The sequence below is a fragment of the Reichenbachiella sp. genome, from assembly GCF_033344935.1.
Taxonomy (GTDB): domain Bacteria; phylum Bacteroidota; class Bacteroidia; order Cytophagales; family Cyclobacteriaceae; genus Reichenbachiella.
This window is the reverse complement of the sequence record NZ_JAWPMM010000001.1, coordinates 2,920,519-2,938,096: the sequence shown is the minus strand read 5'-3', so window position 1 is coordinate 2,938,096 and position 17,578 is coordinate 2,920,519. Positions and strand designations below refer to the sequence as shown.

Genomic DNA, 17,578 nt, shown 5'->3' with positions numbered 1-17,578 from the left:
GATGGAAACCAAGTTGAAACCTGATGAAAGGGGCTATTTTGGAAGTTTTGGAGGCGCATTCATTCCAGAAATGATGCAGGCCAATGTGACTGAATTAAGAGAGAATTACGAGCAGATCATGTCCAGTGAGGAGTTTAAGCAGGAGTTTGAAAAACTGCTTTCAGACTATGTAGGGCGTCCTTCTCCTCTCTATTTAGCCACTAGGCTTTCAGGAAAGTATGGTGTCAATATTTATCTCAAAAGAGAAGATCTTAACCATACGGGATCGCACAAAATCAACAATGCGTTAGGGCAAATCATTCTGGCTAAAAAACTAGGCAAGAAAAAGATTATAGCTGAGACAGGAGCTGGACAGCATGGGGTGGCTACAGCTACCGCCTGCGCGCTCATGGGTATAGAATGTGTTGTGTTTATGGGAGAGGTGGATGTAGCCAGACAAGCACCTAACGTAGGAAGAATGAAGATGCTTGGCGCGACTGTGGTGCCTGTGTCATCAGGTAGTAAAACGCTTAAGGACGCTACTAATGAAGCCATGCGCTATTGGATTAGTAATCCATTCGATACGCACTACATCATTGGTTCTGTGGTAGGCCCACACCCATATCCTGATATGGTGGCGAGATTCCAGTCGGTAATTAGCGAGGAGATTAAAAAGCAGCTTAAAACTGCCATAGGAACTGAATTTCCAGATCGAGTGATTGCTTGCGTTGGTGGTGGTAGTAATGCTTCAGGAGCCTTTTTCCATTTTATCGAAGACGATCAAGTGGAGCTCATTGCTGCTGAAGCAGCAGGGAAAGGTCTAGAGTCTGGGTTTACTGCAGCAGCTACTTTCAAAGGTAAGAGCGGGATACTGCACGGTAGCAAAACCTTGTTTATGCAAACAGACGATGGGCAGGTGGTAGAACCTCATTCAATCTCGGCGGGTCTGGATTACCCAGGCATAGGACCTGCTTTGGCTCATTGGTTTGAGTCTGGTAGAGTGAAGTATGAAGCGGTGACAGATGACGATGCATTGAAGGCCGGAAAGGAATTGTGTTTGTTGGAAGGAATTATACCAGCAGTGGAATCGGCTCATGCTTTAGCCACATTAGATAAAATTAAGATTGTTCCTGGAGAAACAATTGTTGTGAATCTATCAGGAAGAGGGGATAAGGATCTTGAAACTTATCTGAATAGCATTTAACAATTTATCTCAAAATAGAATAAAGTTCTGTAATGGAAAATAGAATAAATAACTTAATTAATACAAAGAATAATATCCTGTCAATCTACTTTACCGCAGGTTATCCCGAGCTCAATGATACGGTGGATGTTATCAATGAGTTGGTAGAGAACGGCGCAGATTTGCTAGAGATAGGAGTACCCTTTTCCGATCCCGTCGCTGATGGTCCTACTATCCAGCAAAGCAACACGAAGGCCATTGAAAATGGCATGACTGTGAAGTTACTTTTTGATCAATTGAAGGACATTAGAAAGTCGGTTTCCGTGCCACTCATTATGATGAGTTCTCTGAACCCCATCATGCAATATGGCTTTGAAAATTTTTGCAAGAAATGTAAAGAGATTGATGTTGACGGCTTGATCATTCCGGATCTTCCAGTAGAAGAATATATCTCAAATTACAAGTCAACGGTAGAAGCAAATGGCTTGCGTAATATCATACTTGTGACGCCGGCATCTACTGATGAAAGAATCAGATTGGTAGATGAGAATACTGATGGATTTATCTACATGGTTTCATCTTCAAGCACGACAGGTGAGAACAAAAATTTCACCTCAGATTTTGAGAGTTTTGCAGGAAGACTAAAGGCTATGAATTTGAAGAATGCTTTGATTACTGGGTTTGGAATTAAAGATAAAAAGTCATTTGAACAGGTGTGCCAATTCTCAAAAGGAGGTATTATCGGGAGTGCTTTTGTGAAAGCAATAGGGGAGTCTTCAGATGTTCGTGAGAATATAAGAAAATTCATGTCCCAGTTCGAATAAAAGTAGTGTTTAGAGTTTTAGCCTCGTCTAAAAAATATCACTTAACTACCTATTTATCAGTATATTTATAATGTTAAATCTAACTAAAAGGTTTGCTAAATATTGAGCGATAGCTTAGTGTAGCATATTCAGGCTAATTAAGTGTTTTCGGTAATGGAAATTACCGATTTAAATAGTTTTTTCTAGAGGTTTTTCAACGAATTAATGCCGAGGCGAAGGTGTTTCTTGCCGATATATGTTCTGATACTTTCTTGACCAACGTATGCAATTAAACTGACCATTCATTTGATTTAAAATTATTCTTTTTATTTTGGCGATTCGATCTATATCAAACAACATCCAAAATTGAGTAACCTTATCAGATTCAATCCAATTAAAATTTGCTTTCTAAGGCGAGCTGTGTCATGGCAAACCCTGGTTTAGCAAGTAGAAGATTAGTCTGTTATTGAAGTAAGGAGAGTTGAGAATTTAAGTTGTTGGTAGAGGCGTTTTTGAATTAGAATTCTTTAAATCAATATGGAAGACAGGCAAGAAATTTTTGGACACCCTAAGGGACTTTACATTTGTTTTCTCACTGAAATGTGGGAGCGATTTTCATTCTATGGAATGAAATTTTTACTGCTCCTGTATCTGACAAAATATCACTTATTTACTGACGGTGCCGGCTACGATGTCTTAGGTGCCTACGCCGGATTGGTGTATGCCTTGCCTGTAGTGGGTGGTATACTTGCTGACCGGTATCTAGGTATGAGAAAGGCTGTGATTTTTGGAGGAATCATGTTGTGTTTTGGTCACTTGGGATTAGCCTTCGAGGGTAATCAGGCAACCCTGATTGATGGAGTAGCGGTACAAGATGAATTTGCTTTAAAAATATTCTATTTTTCACTGGCATTAATCATAGTTGGAGTCGGTTTTCTGAAACCGAATATTTCAACTATTGTGGGTAAACTCTATGAAGTAGGAGATAAACGAAGAGACTCAGGTTTTACCATTTTCTATATGGGTATTAATCTGGGTTCGTTCACAGCCACTTTGCTTTGCGGATACTTGGGAGAAAATTTCGGATGGGGGTACGGATTCGGTGCAGCTGGTATCGGTATGTTGCTAGGCTTAGTTGTTTTTCTATGGGGCCAAAAATTCCTACATGGACATGCAGAACCGGACAATCCTGAAGTACTCAAAGAGAAAGTGTTTTTGGGATTAAATAAAGAGTTGACCATCTATCTGGGGTCATTGATTAGTGTGCCATTTATCTGGTTTTTAGTGCAGTCCAACAGTATCGTTCATGACTCATTAAATTTTATGGCTTTCGCAGTCTTGGTATGGCTTGTATGGTTTTTGTTCAAAGAATGTAATGCACAAGAAAGAGGTCGTATGACGGTTTTGGCCTCACTTACTCTTTTCACCGTTGTGTTTTGGGCCTTGTTTGAGCAGTCCGCCGGCTCTATGACCTTATATGCCGACAGGGTCATTGATCGAGTATTAATCGACTTACATTTCATGCCCAATGAAACGAGTAGTCTTTACATATTAGGAGTAATATTATTCATTCTACCAATAGCGGTAGGGTATATAGGCAAGGATAAGTTCATGGCAATGAACGATTCCGAGAAGAAAATCACAGGTTCAGTTTTTGCACTATTAGGAGCTACATTGGTTTATTATGGCATAGGTAACTTTCTGTTTGCCTCGGAGGTAGCTAGTTCTACTAATGGTTTACCCATGCGTTGGGAGGTAACTGCTGTACAAACTGGTTCTTTGAATGCGATGTTTATCTTTTTACTAGCTCCGGGTTTTGCTTGGTTGTGGACATTCTTAAGTAAGCACAATATGGAACCAGGAACACCAATGAAATTCGGTCTGGGTATTTTACAAGCCGGACTCGGTTTTGGTGCTTTGGTTTTAGGTGCCACGATGCCTGATGCTTCAGGAAAGGTAGCATACATCTGGATTGTATTGGCTTATTTGCTCCACACCACTGGAGAATTGTGTTTGTCACCAGTAGGGCTTTCTGCAGTTACAAAACTATCCGTACCTAAAGTGGTCGGTTTTATGATGGGTGTTTGGTTCTTGGCTACAGCATACTCCGAGCTGGTTGCTGCGCAAATTGGAAAATTTGCGGCCATGGATACTGCTGGAGGTGTAGTCACAGATGTAGGAGCGGCTGGTGCCGTATATGCAGATTTCTTTTCTTCTTTGATGTGGGTAGGTGTAGCTATCAGTGTGGTGCTGTTTGTCCTTACTCCATTGATGAAAAAAGGAATGCATGGTGTGAAATAAGAAATGCAATAAAATATGAGAACCATCTCGATCTGTCGGGATGGTTTTTTTGTGCAAAAATTACCCCATTCAACTGGTATTTAAGCCGTCAGTCTTCAGACGACAAGTCAAATAGTTCATTCTTATTATATTCGTCAAATTTTTAAGATTGAATATATGAATGCAAAACAACAACCCGAACTATTCGGGCACCCAAAAGGACTTTTCTATTTATTCTTTGCTGAACTGTGGGAACGCTTTAGTTTCTATGGGATGCGTGCTCTCCTTACCTTATATATGGTTAATGAGATGTTTAGCGCATCCTCAGAGCGAGATAGTATAGCTTTTGGAATCTATGCCGCTTATGGTATGTTGGTGTATGCCACACCGGCATTGGGAGGAGTTGTAGCTGACAAGCTATTGGGATTCAGACGAGCAGTCATGTTAGGTGCTGTGTTTTTTACGGCAGGCCATTTCATATTGGCTATCGAGCATCCGATTGCTTTTTATACTGCATTAGGGTTGTTGATCGTAGGTAATGGTTTTTTCAAACCTAATATTTCTTCATTTGTAGGGACACTCTATGAAAAAGGAGATGTTCGTAGAGATTCCGGATTCACTATTTTTTACATGGGGATCAACGTGGGTGCTGCTGCTGCGCCGATTCTTTGTGGATGGCTTGGAGCTACATATGGTTGGCATTATGGTTTTGGAGCAGCTGGTATCGGTATGCTTACTGGATTGATCGTGTTTTGGAAAGGAACACAAAACGGAGTGTTTGGTGACCATGGATTGCCAGCATCAGAAGAGGCCCTTCACGAAAAAGTATTTGGCTTAAAGAAAAAAGATTGGGTGCCTTTGGTTGCTGTGTTACTGGTTCCTGTTATAGCTTATCTAATTCAATTTGGAGACTTCGCGCTTCAGGCGTTTGGAAGTATTCTGTTTGAAGGTACCATCGTTTCATTTATTTTCAATATTCTCGTATTGGGTGTCCTGGGTTATTTGATTTTTACTTTTACTAAAGTATCTGGCAAGGAGAGGGGGCAACTCTTTATGGTTTTATATATGACTGTTCTAATGACTGTTTTCTGGGCATTTTATGAACTGACAGGCAGTTTGCTAACACTTTTCGCTGATAGAAATGTGGAATTGGTAGGGTTTACAGCTGCTGGTACTAATGGTATTACGGCCATTTTTGTAGTGTTGTTGGCCATTCCATTCTCTGCGATGTGGATTGCAATGAAAAAGAAAAATTTGAATCCGAGAACCCCGTATAAGTTTGCTTTTGGCTTATTGCTAATTGGTATTGGTTTTTATGTCATGGCATTTAGCGGTGGATTTGCCAATGCTGAAGGGAAGGTGCCTATGATATTTTTGGTGGTGGCTTATTTCTTATTAGTCGTAGGTGAATTGAACATGTCTCCGGTTGGGTTGTCAAAAATCACAGAGTTGACACCTAAGAAGTTAGTGGGTTTTATGATGGGCATATGGTTTATGGCAGTAGCTTATGCCTTCAATATAGGCGGATGGATAGGTAGAAGTATGGCTATCAATTCAGATGACATAGAATCTGCCTCAGGTATGGAATCGCTTGCTGTCTATGTGGATGGGTTCGAACAGATTGGAACTTTTGGATTAGGCTTAGGATTGGTGGCTTTGATACTTGCACCATTTTTAAAGAAACTGATGCACGAAGTGCATTAACAGAATCAATTCATTGGAAATTATTGAATATTTGCCTGAGTAAGTTTTATTTGATTATTTTTAATTAAAACTAAATCAATAAAATATTGCAATAATCAATGAAGCTGTTGTTTTTTGCTGCTTTGAATTCTCAACCTTAAAATTATTTAAATATGAAAAAATTATTAGTTCTATCTGCAATCTTTATAGCCTCTTTTACCACAGTCAATGCGCAAGAATTGGGTATTAGGTTTGGTGATGTATTAGGAAATGATGTCGCTATTGATGGGGTGTTTTCTTTAGGGGAATTCAGTAGAATACATGCTGATGTTAGTTTTGGTGACAATGTTGGGGTTGAGGTGCTCTACGACTTTTTCTACAAACCACTAGGTGATGTACAAGGGCTTGACTGGTATATTGGTGTGGGGCCTTCTTTATATTTCTCTGATCCTTTCTTTCTAGGGGCTAGTGGCGAAATAGGTTTAGAATATCACTTTGACTTTCCGCTGGCACTGGGCTTTGACTGGAGACCTACTTTCTGGATCATTGAAGAAACAGATTTTAGAGCAGATAGCTTTGGTTTCAACGCTCGATATGTATTTGGTAAATAAGTAGTGCAATACACTAAAAAAATAACAAAAAAGGCTGATTCGATTGAATCAGCCTTTTTTGTTGCAATTATAATCTTAAGAAAAATCAACTTTACCAGAATCCAAATTGTAATAAGCGGTTACAATTTTCACACCATCTGAAGCTACCGCATTAGAAATGATATCCGATTGGGAAGTTAAGGTACTTGCTGAAACATTGGCGTTTTCTTTAATGATATCAACCATATCCGCATCCTTTCCTAATTTTTCAACAGCCGGTTGGATATAACTAACAAGTTTATTTAAGTTCGGTCCATTATCACCACCAGCTACAGCAGCTCCAACCGCTCCACAGCTTTGGTGTCCCATTACTACAATTAATTTCGTGCCCAAATGAGCTACGGCATATTCAATACTAGCGATAGTAGAAGTATTAGCCACGTTACCTGCTACACGCAACACGAATACTTCACCAATTCCAGTATCAAAAGCCAATTCAGGAGCCACTCGGCTATCTGCACAAGAAAGTATAATCGCATATGGCGATTGTCCGTCTGTGTGACGTTTTATTTCAGCGGCATCAGAGACTGCAGTGTCTCTTTTTGCGCTGGTAAATCTTCCATTACCATCTTTTAGTCTTTGAAGTGCGTCTTTCCAGTTCATATCTAAAGTTTATTATTTAATTCAAAATAGTGTTAGACAAATATGCATCATTATCTATGAACTAAACAATCCGTATTTTCTGCAATTTGTTTGTTTAGTGATTATGCACATAAGGAGTTTTTGATTTGAGTTTTCTTATTGCAACTTGCAGTATCATTTGTAAGACAAAAGTGATTTTGAAAATAATTGCAAGAAACTCATGAACTATGTATACAGCTTCGCTCAGTGAATTGAAGAAAGAACTCAAGCAATTGTCAGAGGAAGACTTATTGGCCGTTTGTCTACGACTAGCCAGATATAAAAAGGATAATAAAGAATTGCTTCATTACCTTCTTCTGGAGTCAGCCAATGAACCTTTTTACATAGAGCAAGTCAAGGATGATATCGCGGAAGCTTTTTCAACCATCAACCCATCTAGTCTTTACTTAGCGAAGAAAACGATAAGAAAAGCATTGCGACTGGCTACAAAACAGATTCGATTTTCTGGAAATAAACAGACTGAAGTTGAGATTTTGCTTTTCTTCTGTCAGAAAATGACTGAATTGAATATTGGATGGAGGGATAGTAAGGTATTAGTGAATATGTTGCTCAATCAAGTAAAGAAGATTGATAAGGTACTGGCTTCATTACATGAGGATTTGCAGTATGATTATCAGGAGCACTTGGAAAGAATAAGAACGGTATGTTCATAAAAAAAAGACAGCCTAAGCGAGACTGTCTTTTCACTCAACAAAACATAATGATATTTTAATTGGCAGTATAGGCCTCGTCGTTAACGCTCAAATTGAGCATCACACCTTTACTGGCTCTTAGTGATTTTCCTTTCAATATTACTGCTTTGGCGTTTGGAGCTGCGTCTTCTGCAACTGAAACAACCATCACTCTGTTGACCATAGGATCCAGACCATTTTCGAATGTTACGGTAACTCCTTCAGGAAGAGTTGAATCAATCAACAAGTCAATCTCCGTCTTTTTATAAGATTTAGAGCGGTTAAGCGTCACAAAATACTTTTTAGTTTCACCTGGTTGCAATGCAATGCTTTTGTCAGATACCGAAATGGTAAATTCCTTTTTAGGAATGTCTTGAGCGATAGTAGCCAATGATGATAGCACAGCTACAGTAAGGATTAGTGCAAATTTTTTCATGATTTAGATATTTAGAACAAATTGGTTAAACGTTCGAATTTCAATCAAAATAAAATCCCTTTCGGGAGTTATTTGCAAAGTTAAACGATGATTCGAACAAAAGGTTTGTTTGTTCGAAAAATATTTTAGTTTTTTCTTATTCCATCTAGGATTAACCCAATCGCATAAAGTATCTGTTCACGGATGTGAGTCCAATCTTCCTCAGTTGGATAACTGTGTAAGAACATGCTCAATTGATCGTATTGGATAGAAAATTTAATTAGGAAGAGCGCCTCTGCTACTTTTTCTACTTCACAATCCTTAAAATCTCCATTGGCAATCCCTTCATTGATTGCACTCACATAAAAGCTAATACCCCCTCTGTTGATTTTATTGACAAATGAACGGTAAAGATTCCTGGTTTCGATTAGCGCCTTGACGGGAATCTTATGTTCGATTACTACTTTTTCATAGTAGTTGAGAGATTGCGTAATGTAGGTGAGAATTTTGTCCGTGGCATTACTCTCTTTGTTGGCTTCGGTTTCAAACATTTTGAATTTCTCTTCCCAATCATTTCTGAATGAACACATGAAGAGATCTTCTTTATTCTTAAAGTAATAGTAAAGGGAGGATTTACGCATGCCTACTGCCTGTGAAATGTCATCTACACTCGTTTTAGCATAACCTTGCCTGTTGAAAAGCAACTTGGCTGCGTCTAATATTTGATCCTTTTTTGCCATCTATTAATAATACTATTTTTCTCAGTTAAATAAAAAGGGAATGATTCAATTGAATCATTCCCTTTATTAATTTTTTACTTAGCTAGGAAAGCATATTTCTTTCCATAATCAAGCATTTGCTGGGTAAAATCCATCGGGTAGTTCACTGAAATATCAGTGATATTTCCTGCTTCATCCATTACTGGTACAAGCTCAGGATTGATGAACCCTCCATAAGGAGCGCCTTTCAATTTAGAGGCTCTATCCAATACTTCCTGATGTAATTCAGCTTCTACTTTTACGCCATAACCTTCTACTAGGGCCTTGGCTGCCTCGTAATCACCTTCAGATTTAATCCGTTGGGTCTCTCGTAGTAATCGGCCAAATATTTCTCTGAGCTTTACATAATCATTCACTACAAAGTAGGTTTTACCATCCTTTTGCTTTCTCTCGATTACATTATCCGCTTGGCCTTGCTCAAATGACCAGGCTGATACCCATGCTCTGTTTCTCATATGTGCTTCTTCGATGTCTTCTCCGAGCTGAAGTCTTCTTAGCTGCGTCATCATGCCATTTCTTATATAGCCGTCATATTCCTCTTTGCCAACTTCCAAGCTTTCAATTAGACCAAGTTCCACCAACTTTGGATCCATCAAATAGTATAGTCCTACTAAATCCGCTCGTCCTTCTTCGATTGTAGAAGCATAGTTTTTAAGTGTTTCCTTGGGTGTGCCTACGCTAGGGTTCAATCTACCGGAAGCATGGCCAATGACTTCATGTAAGGCAGTATGCATTTTATCTCCGATTTCGCCGTGCTTTCGGGCTCTATCCATTTCAGCTTCGTCAAAGGCAAATTCTGCTAAGAACCCTGAGGTTCCCGCTTTGTCATAAGCATCTATGATGTTGCCCAAGCTCACTGATTTAGAACCATGCTTTGCTCTGATCCAGTTGGCGTTTGGCAAGTTTACACCAATAGGTGTAGAAGGAGAGGCGTCACCAGATTCACCAGCCACGTTCACTACTTTGTAGCTTACACCCACAACATTTTCCTTTTTGTGTTCATCCATGATTGGAGAGTTGTCTTCAAACCATTGGGCGTTTTCTGACAATACTTTCATTCTTTCTGAAGCTTCGAAGTCATTGATTTGAATGATCGCTTCGTAAGATCCTCTGTAGCCTTTAGGATCGTTATACACTTCGATAAAACCTAAAATGTAATCGATGTCACCTTTGGTAGCTGCCGCCCAAACTACATTGTATTCGTCCCATGTTTTAAGTGACCCGGTTTTGAAATACTCGATCAATAATTCGAATCCTCTTTTTTGCTCTGGGTTTTCCGCAACTGTTGTCGCTTTTTCTAACCAGCCAATCATTTCATCAATGGCCGAGCCATACATGCCGCCAGATTTCCAAACTTCCTCTTTCAGTTGTCCATTTTCATCTCTTATCAGTTTAGAATTTAACCCATACGAGATAGGCTCTTCTGCATTTCTGTCAGTGATCTGAGTATAAAATTCGTCTACCTCTTCAGCGGTAATATCAGGGTCGTAGAAATTGGTGGCAGAACCTACCATTAGTCCTTTTTCAGGGTCCAGGTTGACTTTTTTCGCATCTGTAGAAAGATCGAAAATTGTATTTAGTGCCTCTTCAGCTAATGTAGTATTGGTCGCATCTAGCAAACCTTGGAAATACTCTTGATTGAATCCAGGCTCAATTTTGGCCATAGAATAGTGATGGTGAATACCATTAGAGAACCAAACTCTTTTGGTGTAGGTCATGAAGGCCTTCCATTCTTCACTCGATTGATCACCATCATAGTTGTTGATGATATTTTCAAGTGCCGAGCGAATGGCCAAATTATGACGGTAATTCTGGTCCCAAATAATGTCTCTACCTGCTAGACCTGCTTGTGTCAAATAATAGGCAAGCTTCTTTTGATCCAAGGTGAGTTTTTCAAATCCAGGGATCTGATATCTGATTATTTTTAAATCAGCAAACTGTTCAGTTTTCCAAACGAATTCCTCTTCGGCAGCTGGCTGTTGTACCTCTGTGGTAGAGGGAGTACAGGCCCATGCCAATGGTATTAATAACAAAAGTGTTAACTGTTTTCTCATATTATAATAGTGTGTGTTGTTTAAAGAATCTCGCAATTTAACACGCTTGGGTTAAATGTCAATAACAATGTGATAAGAGGGATAAATGTAGGGTGACTAGCTAAATAGTCCATGCAATTCTACATCGATCTTCGAAACGATGGTAGAGAAGTCATCCAGGTTCTTTACAAAGTCAATATCATTGACATCTATAATCAAGAGTTTTCCCTCTTTATAATTGGCTATCCAATCATTGTAATGGGAATTAAGACCCTGGAGATAGTCTATTCGAATCGCACTTTCATAGTCTCGTCCTCTGGTTTCGATATTGCGAACCAATTTATCGATGTCGGACTTAAGGTAAATAAGCAAGTCAGGTGCTTCAACAAATTTGATCATGGAATCAAACAGTGTTAGATAGTTTTTATAATCTCTATCGTTGAAATATCCTTGATGGTGTAAGCTTTTGGCAAAGATGTAAGCATCCTCGTAGATCGTACGATCCTGGATGACTGTCTTTTTTCCATTTCGAACCTTGTTGACTTGCTCAAAGCGGCTGTTGAGAAAGTAAACCTGTAAATGAAAAGACCATTTACTCATGTCTCCATAAAAATCCGCCAAATAGGGGTTGTCGTCTACGTCTTCAAATTCCGCTTGCCACCCATAGTGCTTGGCCAACATGGCTGTGAGCGTAGTTTTGCCAGCACCGATATTACCTGAAACTGCTATGTGTTTTGGATGAATGCCCATAGGGACAAAGGTAAGCGCTCAGTGGTTTTTTCAAAGGATGAAATTTAGATTGTGGATAAATTCTTTGGGTCTACCAGATGTATCATTTTTGTATATATTTTTGAATCAAATTCTACAAAGCAGTTTACCATTGGATTTTATAAAGAAGGACATTCAGGACTACTCAGCCAAACATACCACGGCAGCTAGTTCACTATTGGAGAAAATAGATCGAGAGACGAATCTGAATGTGCTAAGGCCTCGAATGTTGTCTGGCCATGTACAGGGGCGTATTCTGTCGATGATTGCCCATATGATTAAACCGCAACATGTTTTAGAGATTGGAACTTATACCGGCTATTCCGCACTTTGCATGGCCGAAGGACTTCCTGAAGATGGTAAGTTGTATACTATCGATATCAACGAAGAGTTGGAGCCCATTGTGCAGCAATATTTTAATGAGTCGGATTATACAGATCAGTTACAGTACCTGATTGGGAATGCCATGGATTTGATCCCGACGATAGACGAGCAATTTGACCTAGTCTTTATCGATGCGGATAAGGTGAATTATCTGAATTACTACGAACAAGTAATAGGAAAAATGAACGCTGGCGGCTTTATCATCGCAGACAATATCTTGTGGAGCGGCAAGGTGACGGCTAGCCCAAAGCCTAATGACAAAGACACCAAAGCACTAATCGAATTCAATCAAAAGGTCCACGATGATCCTAGAGTAGAGAATGTCTTATTGCCTGTAAGGGATGGCCTAATGATATTGCGAGTAATATGAGAAGTCTCTTAGTTTTCTTTATTTGCTTGTGCTCAATGGTGGCTACTGCTGACGATAATGTAGGCAGGGTGCGAGTGCCTTCAGAAATCACGTTGGGGGATATGAAACTCAAAATTTCTGATGCCTGTCGAAGAAACATTCAAAAGGATGTGGATGCTTTGACTAAGAGCCCAAAGTTCATGGAGATCAAAGCGGATCGGGCACGCATTTACTTTCCGATTATAGAAAAGATTTTCAAAGAAGAGGGAGTTCCAGAAGACTTTAAGTTTTTGGCCCTACAGGAGAGCGCTCTAATCTCCGATGCGGTTTCGTCGGCTAATGCCGTTGGGTTTTGGCAGTTCAAGGACTTCACTGGGCGAGAGGTAGGCTTGAGAATTGACCGGAGCGTAGATGAAAGGTTGAATATCGTGGCGTCTACCCACGGAGCTGCCAAATACTTCAAACGGCATAATTTCTATTTCGACAATTGGGTCTACACCATATTGGCTCACATGACAGGTAGAGGTGGAGCTGGTAAATATGTAGAGACGAGCAATTTTGGAAAGAAGCGAATGACCTTAGATGGAAAAACGCATTGGTATGTCGTGCGTTTTTTGGCACATAAGATCGCTTATGAGGGAATTACTGGTGGTCCTAATAGTGAAGGTTTAAGACTGGTGGAGTACAAAAAAGGCAAAGGCAAGACTTTGTCAGCTATTGCTAAAGAGACCAAAGTAAACGAAGAGGAACTAAAAAAATATAACAAGTGGCTGAAGGCCAATAAAGTACCTGGAGAGAAAACCTATTCAGTCATGTTGCCCGTGAGAGGAAAGGCGCCTAAAATAAAAGAAAACGATACGCCAGATAAGAACAAAACTGATGATGAAGGAGTGGATGACGGTTTGATCTCTGTGAAGGTATACCCTACAATTGACAAAGACCTCAATGTATCAGGTACCATCTATATCAAAATCAATGGGATTCCTTCTATACTCGCTAAACGCGGAGATGGTATTAATGTATTGGCTAAAAAGGCCAATCTGACACCAGAAAAGTTTGCGAAATACAATGATCTCAAAATGACCAGTATCATCAAAGAAGGAGAGATCTATTATATGAAGCCTAAAAGGAATAGAGGAAAAATCTATTTCTATACTGTACAACCGAATGAAACCCTTTGGGATGTCTCGCAGAAGTTTGGAGTCAAGTTGGTGAAACTAGCTAAACTTAATCGCATGGCGACGATTGATGAAATCAAACCGGGACGAGTGCTTTGGTTGCATAAAAAACGCCCGGCAAATATGCCGATTGAATATCGAGAGCTTCCAAGGATGCCTGTGGATGAAGTGATACCGCTTAAAGTAGTGCCAAAACCAGTTATAGTAGAAAGTGAAACAGAAGAGGAAATACAGGAGGAACTATTAGAAGAAGAAGTTGAAGAAGCGGCTGTTGCCAATAATGAGGTGACTGAGGAGATTTCTGAATTGGACGAACCGATTGCTATTACTACTCACAAAGTGATCAAAGGAGAAACGCTATATGGAATTGCTCAAGCTACGGGAGTTTCGGTTTCGGACCTGATAGAGTGGAATGATTTGTATGATACCTCCCTTAAAGTAGGTCAAAGTTTAATTATCCATGGTTCTGTCGAAGAAAACTTAGAAACTCCTGAAACCAATGAGGTCAACTTCCACGTGGTAGAGCCAGGAGATACGATGTATGGGATCTCTAAGAAGTATGGTTTAGAAGTAGAAGAGATCTTAAAACTTAATCAAAAGGAGAACTTCAATTTAGATGTTGGGGAGCGGTTGCGGGTGAAGTAAAACTATGTTATTGACTGTATTGTTAAAGTTGCCTCAAGTAGTCTGTCCATAACAAAAAGTTATCTGTCTGATTTTTCTTTAATATCCATGGTCGCGTTTTTTTTCATTTATTTAAAAAATCAAATTTGCAGGGATTAACAGCTAGTCAAATTTATCAGTCATTGAATTTTATATAGTTTTTATGAAGTTAGGATTCTTTCGTCTTTTAACGTTTGTGATATTAATTCCACTTTTAAACTGCCAGCAAGACAATACCTCTAATATCTCTAACAGAATTGTTATAACTGGACAGATGGAGGGAGCTAATATTGATACTTATCCTGTAATAGCTTTCGATAAGATTTTTTCAGGGTACGAGGAGGCTACACCTATTTTTTTTGAAAAGGGTAATTTTAGATTTGATTTAGAATCAGATGTTCCTTTTGACTTGTTGTTTATTTATGAGTCAGCCACGCGCATTTTAATCTACCCAGGTGATAGTATAAACATTTTAATTCATTCTGATAAGACGCTTACATTTAGTGGAGACAGGACTGAGGAGAATCAAAATATCCAAGCTTTCCTTGAGCTATTTGAGCCAATAGATCAGAACTACTCTGAGCTCAGAAAAATAGGTTTCAAACAATCTCAAGAAGACTTTCTCAATACAGTGGATTCTTTGAAAAGTCAGTCTAATAAACTTTTAGATCTATTCATCGATACACATGAGATAGACAATGTTGATATAACCACATGGTTGAATAATCACATTCTAACCTCATATTATAGTTTTTTAATAGGCTATATCAATGCAAATTCATCTAGCAAATTAGAAAAGGTAAAAGAGGCATTAGATACAAAATTTCCAATAGATAAAGAAGGTTTTATTAACAATCATGCCCTAAATAGATTTAAGTATGAATACCTCTATGAGAAAATATTGGAAGAAATTATAGATGAGGTAAACGAAGATAATTATCACGCCCAGTTACTCAATGCCATCTGTAATTTCAAAAATGATGATCTCATGCGTCAATTGTTTTTCATAGAAATTGTGAGCCCTCAATTGGGAGCGAACAATGTGGCTCTACTAGAAGAATTTATGGAAGCCAAAGACTCGATTATTACTGATCCTTACCTGAATTCCAAACTGGAATCAATGTATAAGGAAGTTAAATCTAGGATAGTAATAGCTCAAACCAGGGAAGGTGTGTTTATCAGCGATTCTCTTAAGAGCACAAAATCATTGATAGATTCAATTTTGATCCAAAATAGAGGGAAAGTAATTTATCTCGATTTGTGGGCCACGTGGTGTCGTCCATGTCAGCAAGAATTTAAAAATCAAGAATCATTTAAAAAGGCACTTGAAGGAAAGAATGTTCAATTCATCTACATCTGTGCCTCTTCTTCTGATATAAGCGCTTGGAAGGCAACGGTCGATCAATACGATCTAGATGGAATTAACATCTATTTCAATGAAGCACAATTCGAAGAATTTAAAGAAAATTATAATTTCTCTGGTTTTCCAACCTACTTGCTTTTTGATAAATACGGTAATCTTGATACCGAAAATTTTCATTGGAGACCCTCGTTGCCAAAGACCTTAGAAAAGCTTAATTCTATGCTGTGATTTTTTTGGTTTGAGTTTCCGCGAATCTTACAGCCAAAAATCCAAGCCCATAGTATTGTTCGTATATTGATTATATTTATCCATAGGCTATTAAATGCCTAGCGTAGATAATCACAACCAGCGAATGATACCTCCAGAATTACCTAAGGACGAAGCTTTACGACAGAAAGCTGTCGAAAAATACCAGCTCCTCGATACGATCCCTGAAGAAAGCTATGATAATATCACGGCGATGATGGCGTACATCTGTGATGTACCCATTTCTCTAATTACTTTATTAGACCAGGATCGTAACTTTTTGAAATCTCATCATGGCGTAGATATCAGTGAGTCTCCAAGGGAGATCTCCTTTTGCGGTCATGCCATCAATGCAGAAGAGGATATCACAGTAATCGAAGATGCAAGAGAAGATGAGCGTTTTCAAGGTAATCCTTTGGTGACGGACTTTCAAGCTATTTTTTATGCGGGAGTGCCCTTGGTTGATCCTTCTGGTTTCAAGCTCGGAACTATTTGCGTCTATGATCATAAACCCAGAAAACTCAATCAGGAGCAGATAAGGGCGCTTAAGGCCATGTCGAAACAAGTCGTCAATCTATTTGATCAGCGATACAAAAACTTCCAACTCATGAGTTTGCAAGAGCAGTTGATGGGTAGGAATGAAGAGTTAAAAAAATTTGCCGCTACGGTTTCCCATGACCTCAAATCTCCACTGGCTAACATCAGTGCACTGACCGATATGATCGAAAATGAGAGTCAGGGCAAGTTGTCGGAAGAGGCACATTTGTATTTGACGCATCTTAGATCATCTTCCAATCAGTTGAGAAGATACATCGATGGCATGTTGGAATTCTACAAAAGTGATGAATTGGTTGGGCGAAAGGTTGAAAAGGTGGTGGTGGAAGATCTCATGCGTGAATTGGAAGAGATGGGTTTTAATGAGCCAAATGCCTTACTGAAGTTTGAAAGTAATAAGAAACAGGTTCGCCTGAATAAGGCGGCCATTATGCAAATTCTGCTGAATTTGGTAGTCAATGGCCTGAAATACAACTCGAAACGAGATCGCTTAATCACCATTAAAATCAATGCCAATAAAACAATGAATCATTTCGAAGTGAGTGACAATGGTGACGGAATGCCTGAACAGTTTATGAAAAAAGCATTTGATTTATTCTCCATAGAAGGAAGAAAGGATAGAAAAGGGGAGTTGGGTACAGGAATTGGCCTGGCAACGGTCAAGAAATTGGTGGAAAGCCTAGGCGGCACCATCTCCGTCGAATCCAAACCTAACGTAGGAACGACCTTTACCTTCGATACTTTTAATGCTTGAAGTCGAATATTTTTGATCGTCTTTCTTAAAGCATTATCTATACGTGCCGTTTAATAGTTATCCTTAATTCTTGAGCTCTTTCAATTCCTTCTTTTAGACAATTTTCGCGTTGGCTCGTGAGGACACGAGCCTGGGCATGAAAGTACGCCTTTGCTCGTGTCTCCACGAGCCTGAGCATGTAGGCCTTGGTTCGTGTCTTC

At 39.2% G+C, this 17,578-nt stretch carries 15 protein-coding genes; 10 read left to right on the top strand and 5 right to left on the bottom strand.

Annotation, left to right across the window (positions count from 1 at the left end; all coding sequences use genetic code 11):
* Position 1 precedes the first annotated feature (1 nt).
* The 5 genes from trpB to R8N23_RS12755 all read left to right on the top strand — a co-directional run bounded on the left by trpB (position 2) and on the right by R8N23_RS12755 (position 6,539).
* The gene (trpB, locus tag R8N23_RS12775) at positions 2 to 1,183 is read left to right on the top strand and encodes a tryptophan synthase subunit beta (protein WP_318171994.1); all 1,182 of its coding nucleotides are present in this window, start codon (positions 2 to 4) and stop codon (positions 1,181 to 1,183) included.
* Between the two features lie 32 nt (positions 1,184 to 1,215).
* Positions 1,216 to 1,986, top strand: a complete 771-nt coding sequence (gene trpA, locus R8N23_RS12770; RefSeq protein ID WP_318171993.1) for a tryptophan synthase subunit alpha — start codon at positions 1,216 to 1,218, stop codon at positions 1,984 to 1,986.
* A gap of 516 nt (positions 1,987 to 2,502) precedes the next feature.
* Positions 2,503 to 4,266, top strand: coding sequence for a peptide MFS transporter (locus R8N23_RS12765; RefSeq protein ID WP_318171992.1), 1,764 nt, complete (start codon positions 2,503 to 2,505; stop codon positions 4,264 to 4,266).
* A gap of 156 nt (positions 4,267 to 4,422) precedes the next feature.
* Positions 4,423 to 5,949, top strand: a complete 1,527-nt coding sequence (locus R8N23_RS12760; protein ID WP_318171991.1) for an oligopeptide:H+ symporter — start codon at positions 4,423 to 4,425, stop codon at positions 5,947 to 5,949.
* Positions 5,950 to 6,101: 152 nt separating this feature from the next.
* Positions 6,102 to 6,539: an outer membrane insertion C- signal gene (locus R8N23_RS12755; protein WP_318171990.1), complete on the top strand. Its 438-nt coding sequence runs from the start codon at positions 6,102 to 6,104 to the stop codon at positions 6,537 to 6,539.
* Between the two features lie 75 nt (positions 6,540 to 6,614).
* Here R8N23_RS12755 and R8N23_RS12750 read toward each other — a convergent pair whose 3' ends face one another.
* Positions 6,615 to 7,181 (bottom strand): carbonic anhydrase, encoded by a 567-nt coding sequence (locus R8N23_RS12750; RefSeq protein ID WP_318171989.1) that lies wholly within the window; start codon positions 7,179 to 7,181, stop codon positions 6,615 to 6,617.
* Between the two features lie 206 nt (positions 7,182 to 7,387).
* Here R8N23_RS12750 and R8N23_RS12745 point away from each other — a divergent pair, with 206 nt between their 5' ends.
* Positions 7,388 to 7,873 carry a hypothetical protein gene (locus R8N23_RS12745; RefSeq protein WP_318171988.1) on the top strand — a complete coding sequence of 162 codons (486 nt, stop codon included), beginning with the start codon at positions 7,388 to 7,390 and terminating at the stop codon, positions 7,871 to 7,873.
* Between the two features lie 55 nt (positions 7,874 to 7,928).
* On the opposite strand, the gene R8N23_RS12740 is transcribed toward R8N23_RS12745, so the two are convergent.
* From R8N23_RS12740 to R8N23_RS12725, 4 genes are all read right to left on the bottom strand, one after another.
* Complete coding sequence (locus R8N23_RS12740; protein WP_318171987.1) at positions 7,929 to 8,327, bottom strand: hypothetical protein; 399 nt, start codon at positions 8,325 to 8,327, stop codon at positions 7,929 to 7,931.
* A 125-nt stretch (positions 8,328 to 8,452) separates the two neighbouring features.
* Positions 8,453 to 9,046, bottom strand: coding sequence for a TetR/AcrR family transcriptional regulator (locus R8N23_RS12735; RefSeq protein ID WP_318171986.1), 594 nt, complete (start codon positions 9,044 to 9,046; stop codon positions 8,453 to 8,455).
* Between the two features lie 74 nt (positions 9,047 to 9,120).
* Entirely contained in the window at positions 9,121 to 11,139 is a 2,019-nt protein-coding gene (locus R8N23_RS12730) for a dipeptidyl-peptidase 3 family protein (protein WP_318171985.1), read from the bottom strand.
* 96 nt (positions 11,140 to 11,235) lie between these two features.
* Entirely contained in the window at positions 11,236 to 11,868 is a 633-nt protein-coding gene (locus R8N23_RS12725; protein WP_318171984.1) for a deoxynucleoside kinase, read from the bottom strand.
* 130 nt (positions 11,869 to 11,998) lie between these two features.
* On the opposite strand from R8N23_RS12725, the gene R8N23_RS12720 reads away from it, so the two are divergent.
* From R8N23_RS12720 to R8N23_RS12705, 4 genes are all read left to right on the top strand, one after another.
* The gene (locus R8N23_RS12720) at positions 11,999 to 12,640 is read left to right on the top strand and encodes an O-methyltransferase (RefSeq protein ID WP_318173575.1); all 642 of its coding nucleotides are present in this window, start codon (positions 11,999 to 12,001) and stop codon (positions 12,638 to 12,640) included.
* Complete coding sequence (locus tag R8N23_RS12715; protein WP_318171983.1) at positions 12,637 to 14,442, top strand: LysM peptidoglycan-binding domain-containing protein; 1,806 nt, start codon at positions 12,637 to 12,639, stop codon at positions 14,440 to 14,442. Before R8N23_RS12720 ends, R8N23_RS12715 begins: the two co-directional genes overlap by 4 nt.
* A 292-nt stretch (positions 14,443 to 14,734) precedes the next feature.
* Complete coding sequence (locus R8N23_RS12710; RefSeq protein WP_318171982.1) at positions 14,735 to 16,051, top strand: TlpA disulfide reductase family protein; 1,317 nt, start codon at positions 14,735 to 14,737, stop codon at positions 16,049 to 16,051.
* A gap of 94 nt (positions 16,052 to 16,145) precedes the next feature.
* Positions 16,146 to 17,378: a GAF domain-containing sensor histidine kinase gene (locus R8N23_RS12705; RefSeq protein ID WP_318171981.1), complete on the top strand. Its 1,233-nt coding sequence runs from the start codon at positions 16,146 to 16,148 to the stop codon at positions 17,376 to 17,378.
* The last annotated feature ends 200 nt before the right edge of the window (positions 17,379 to 17,578 follow it).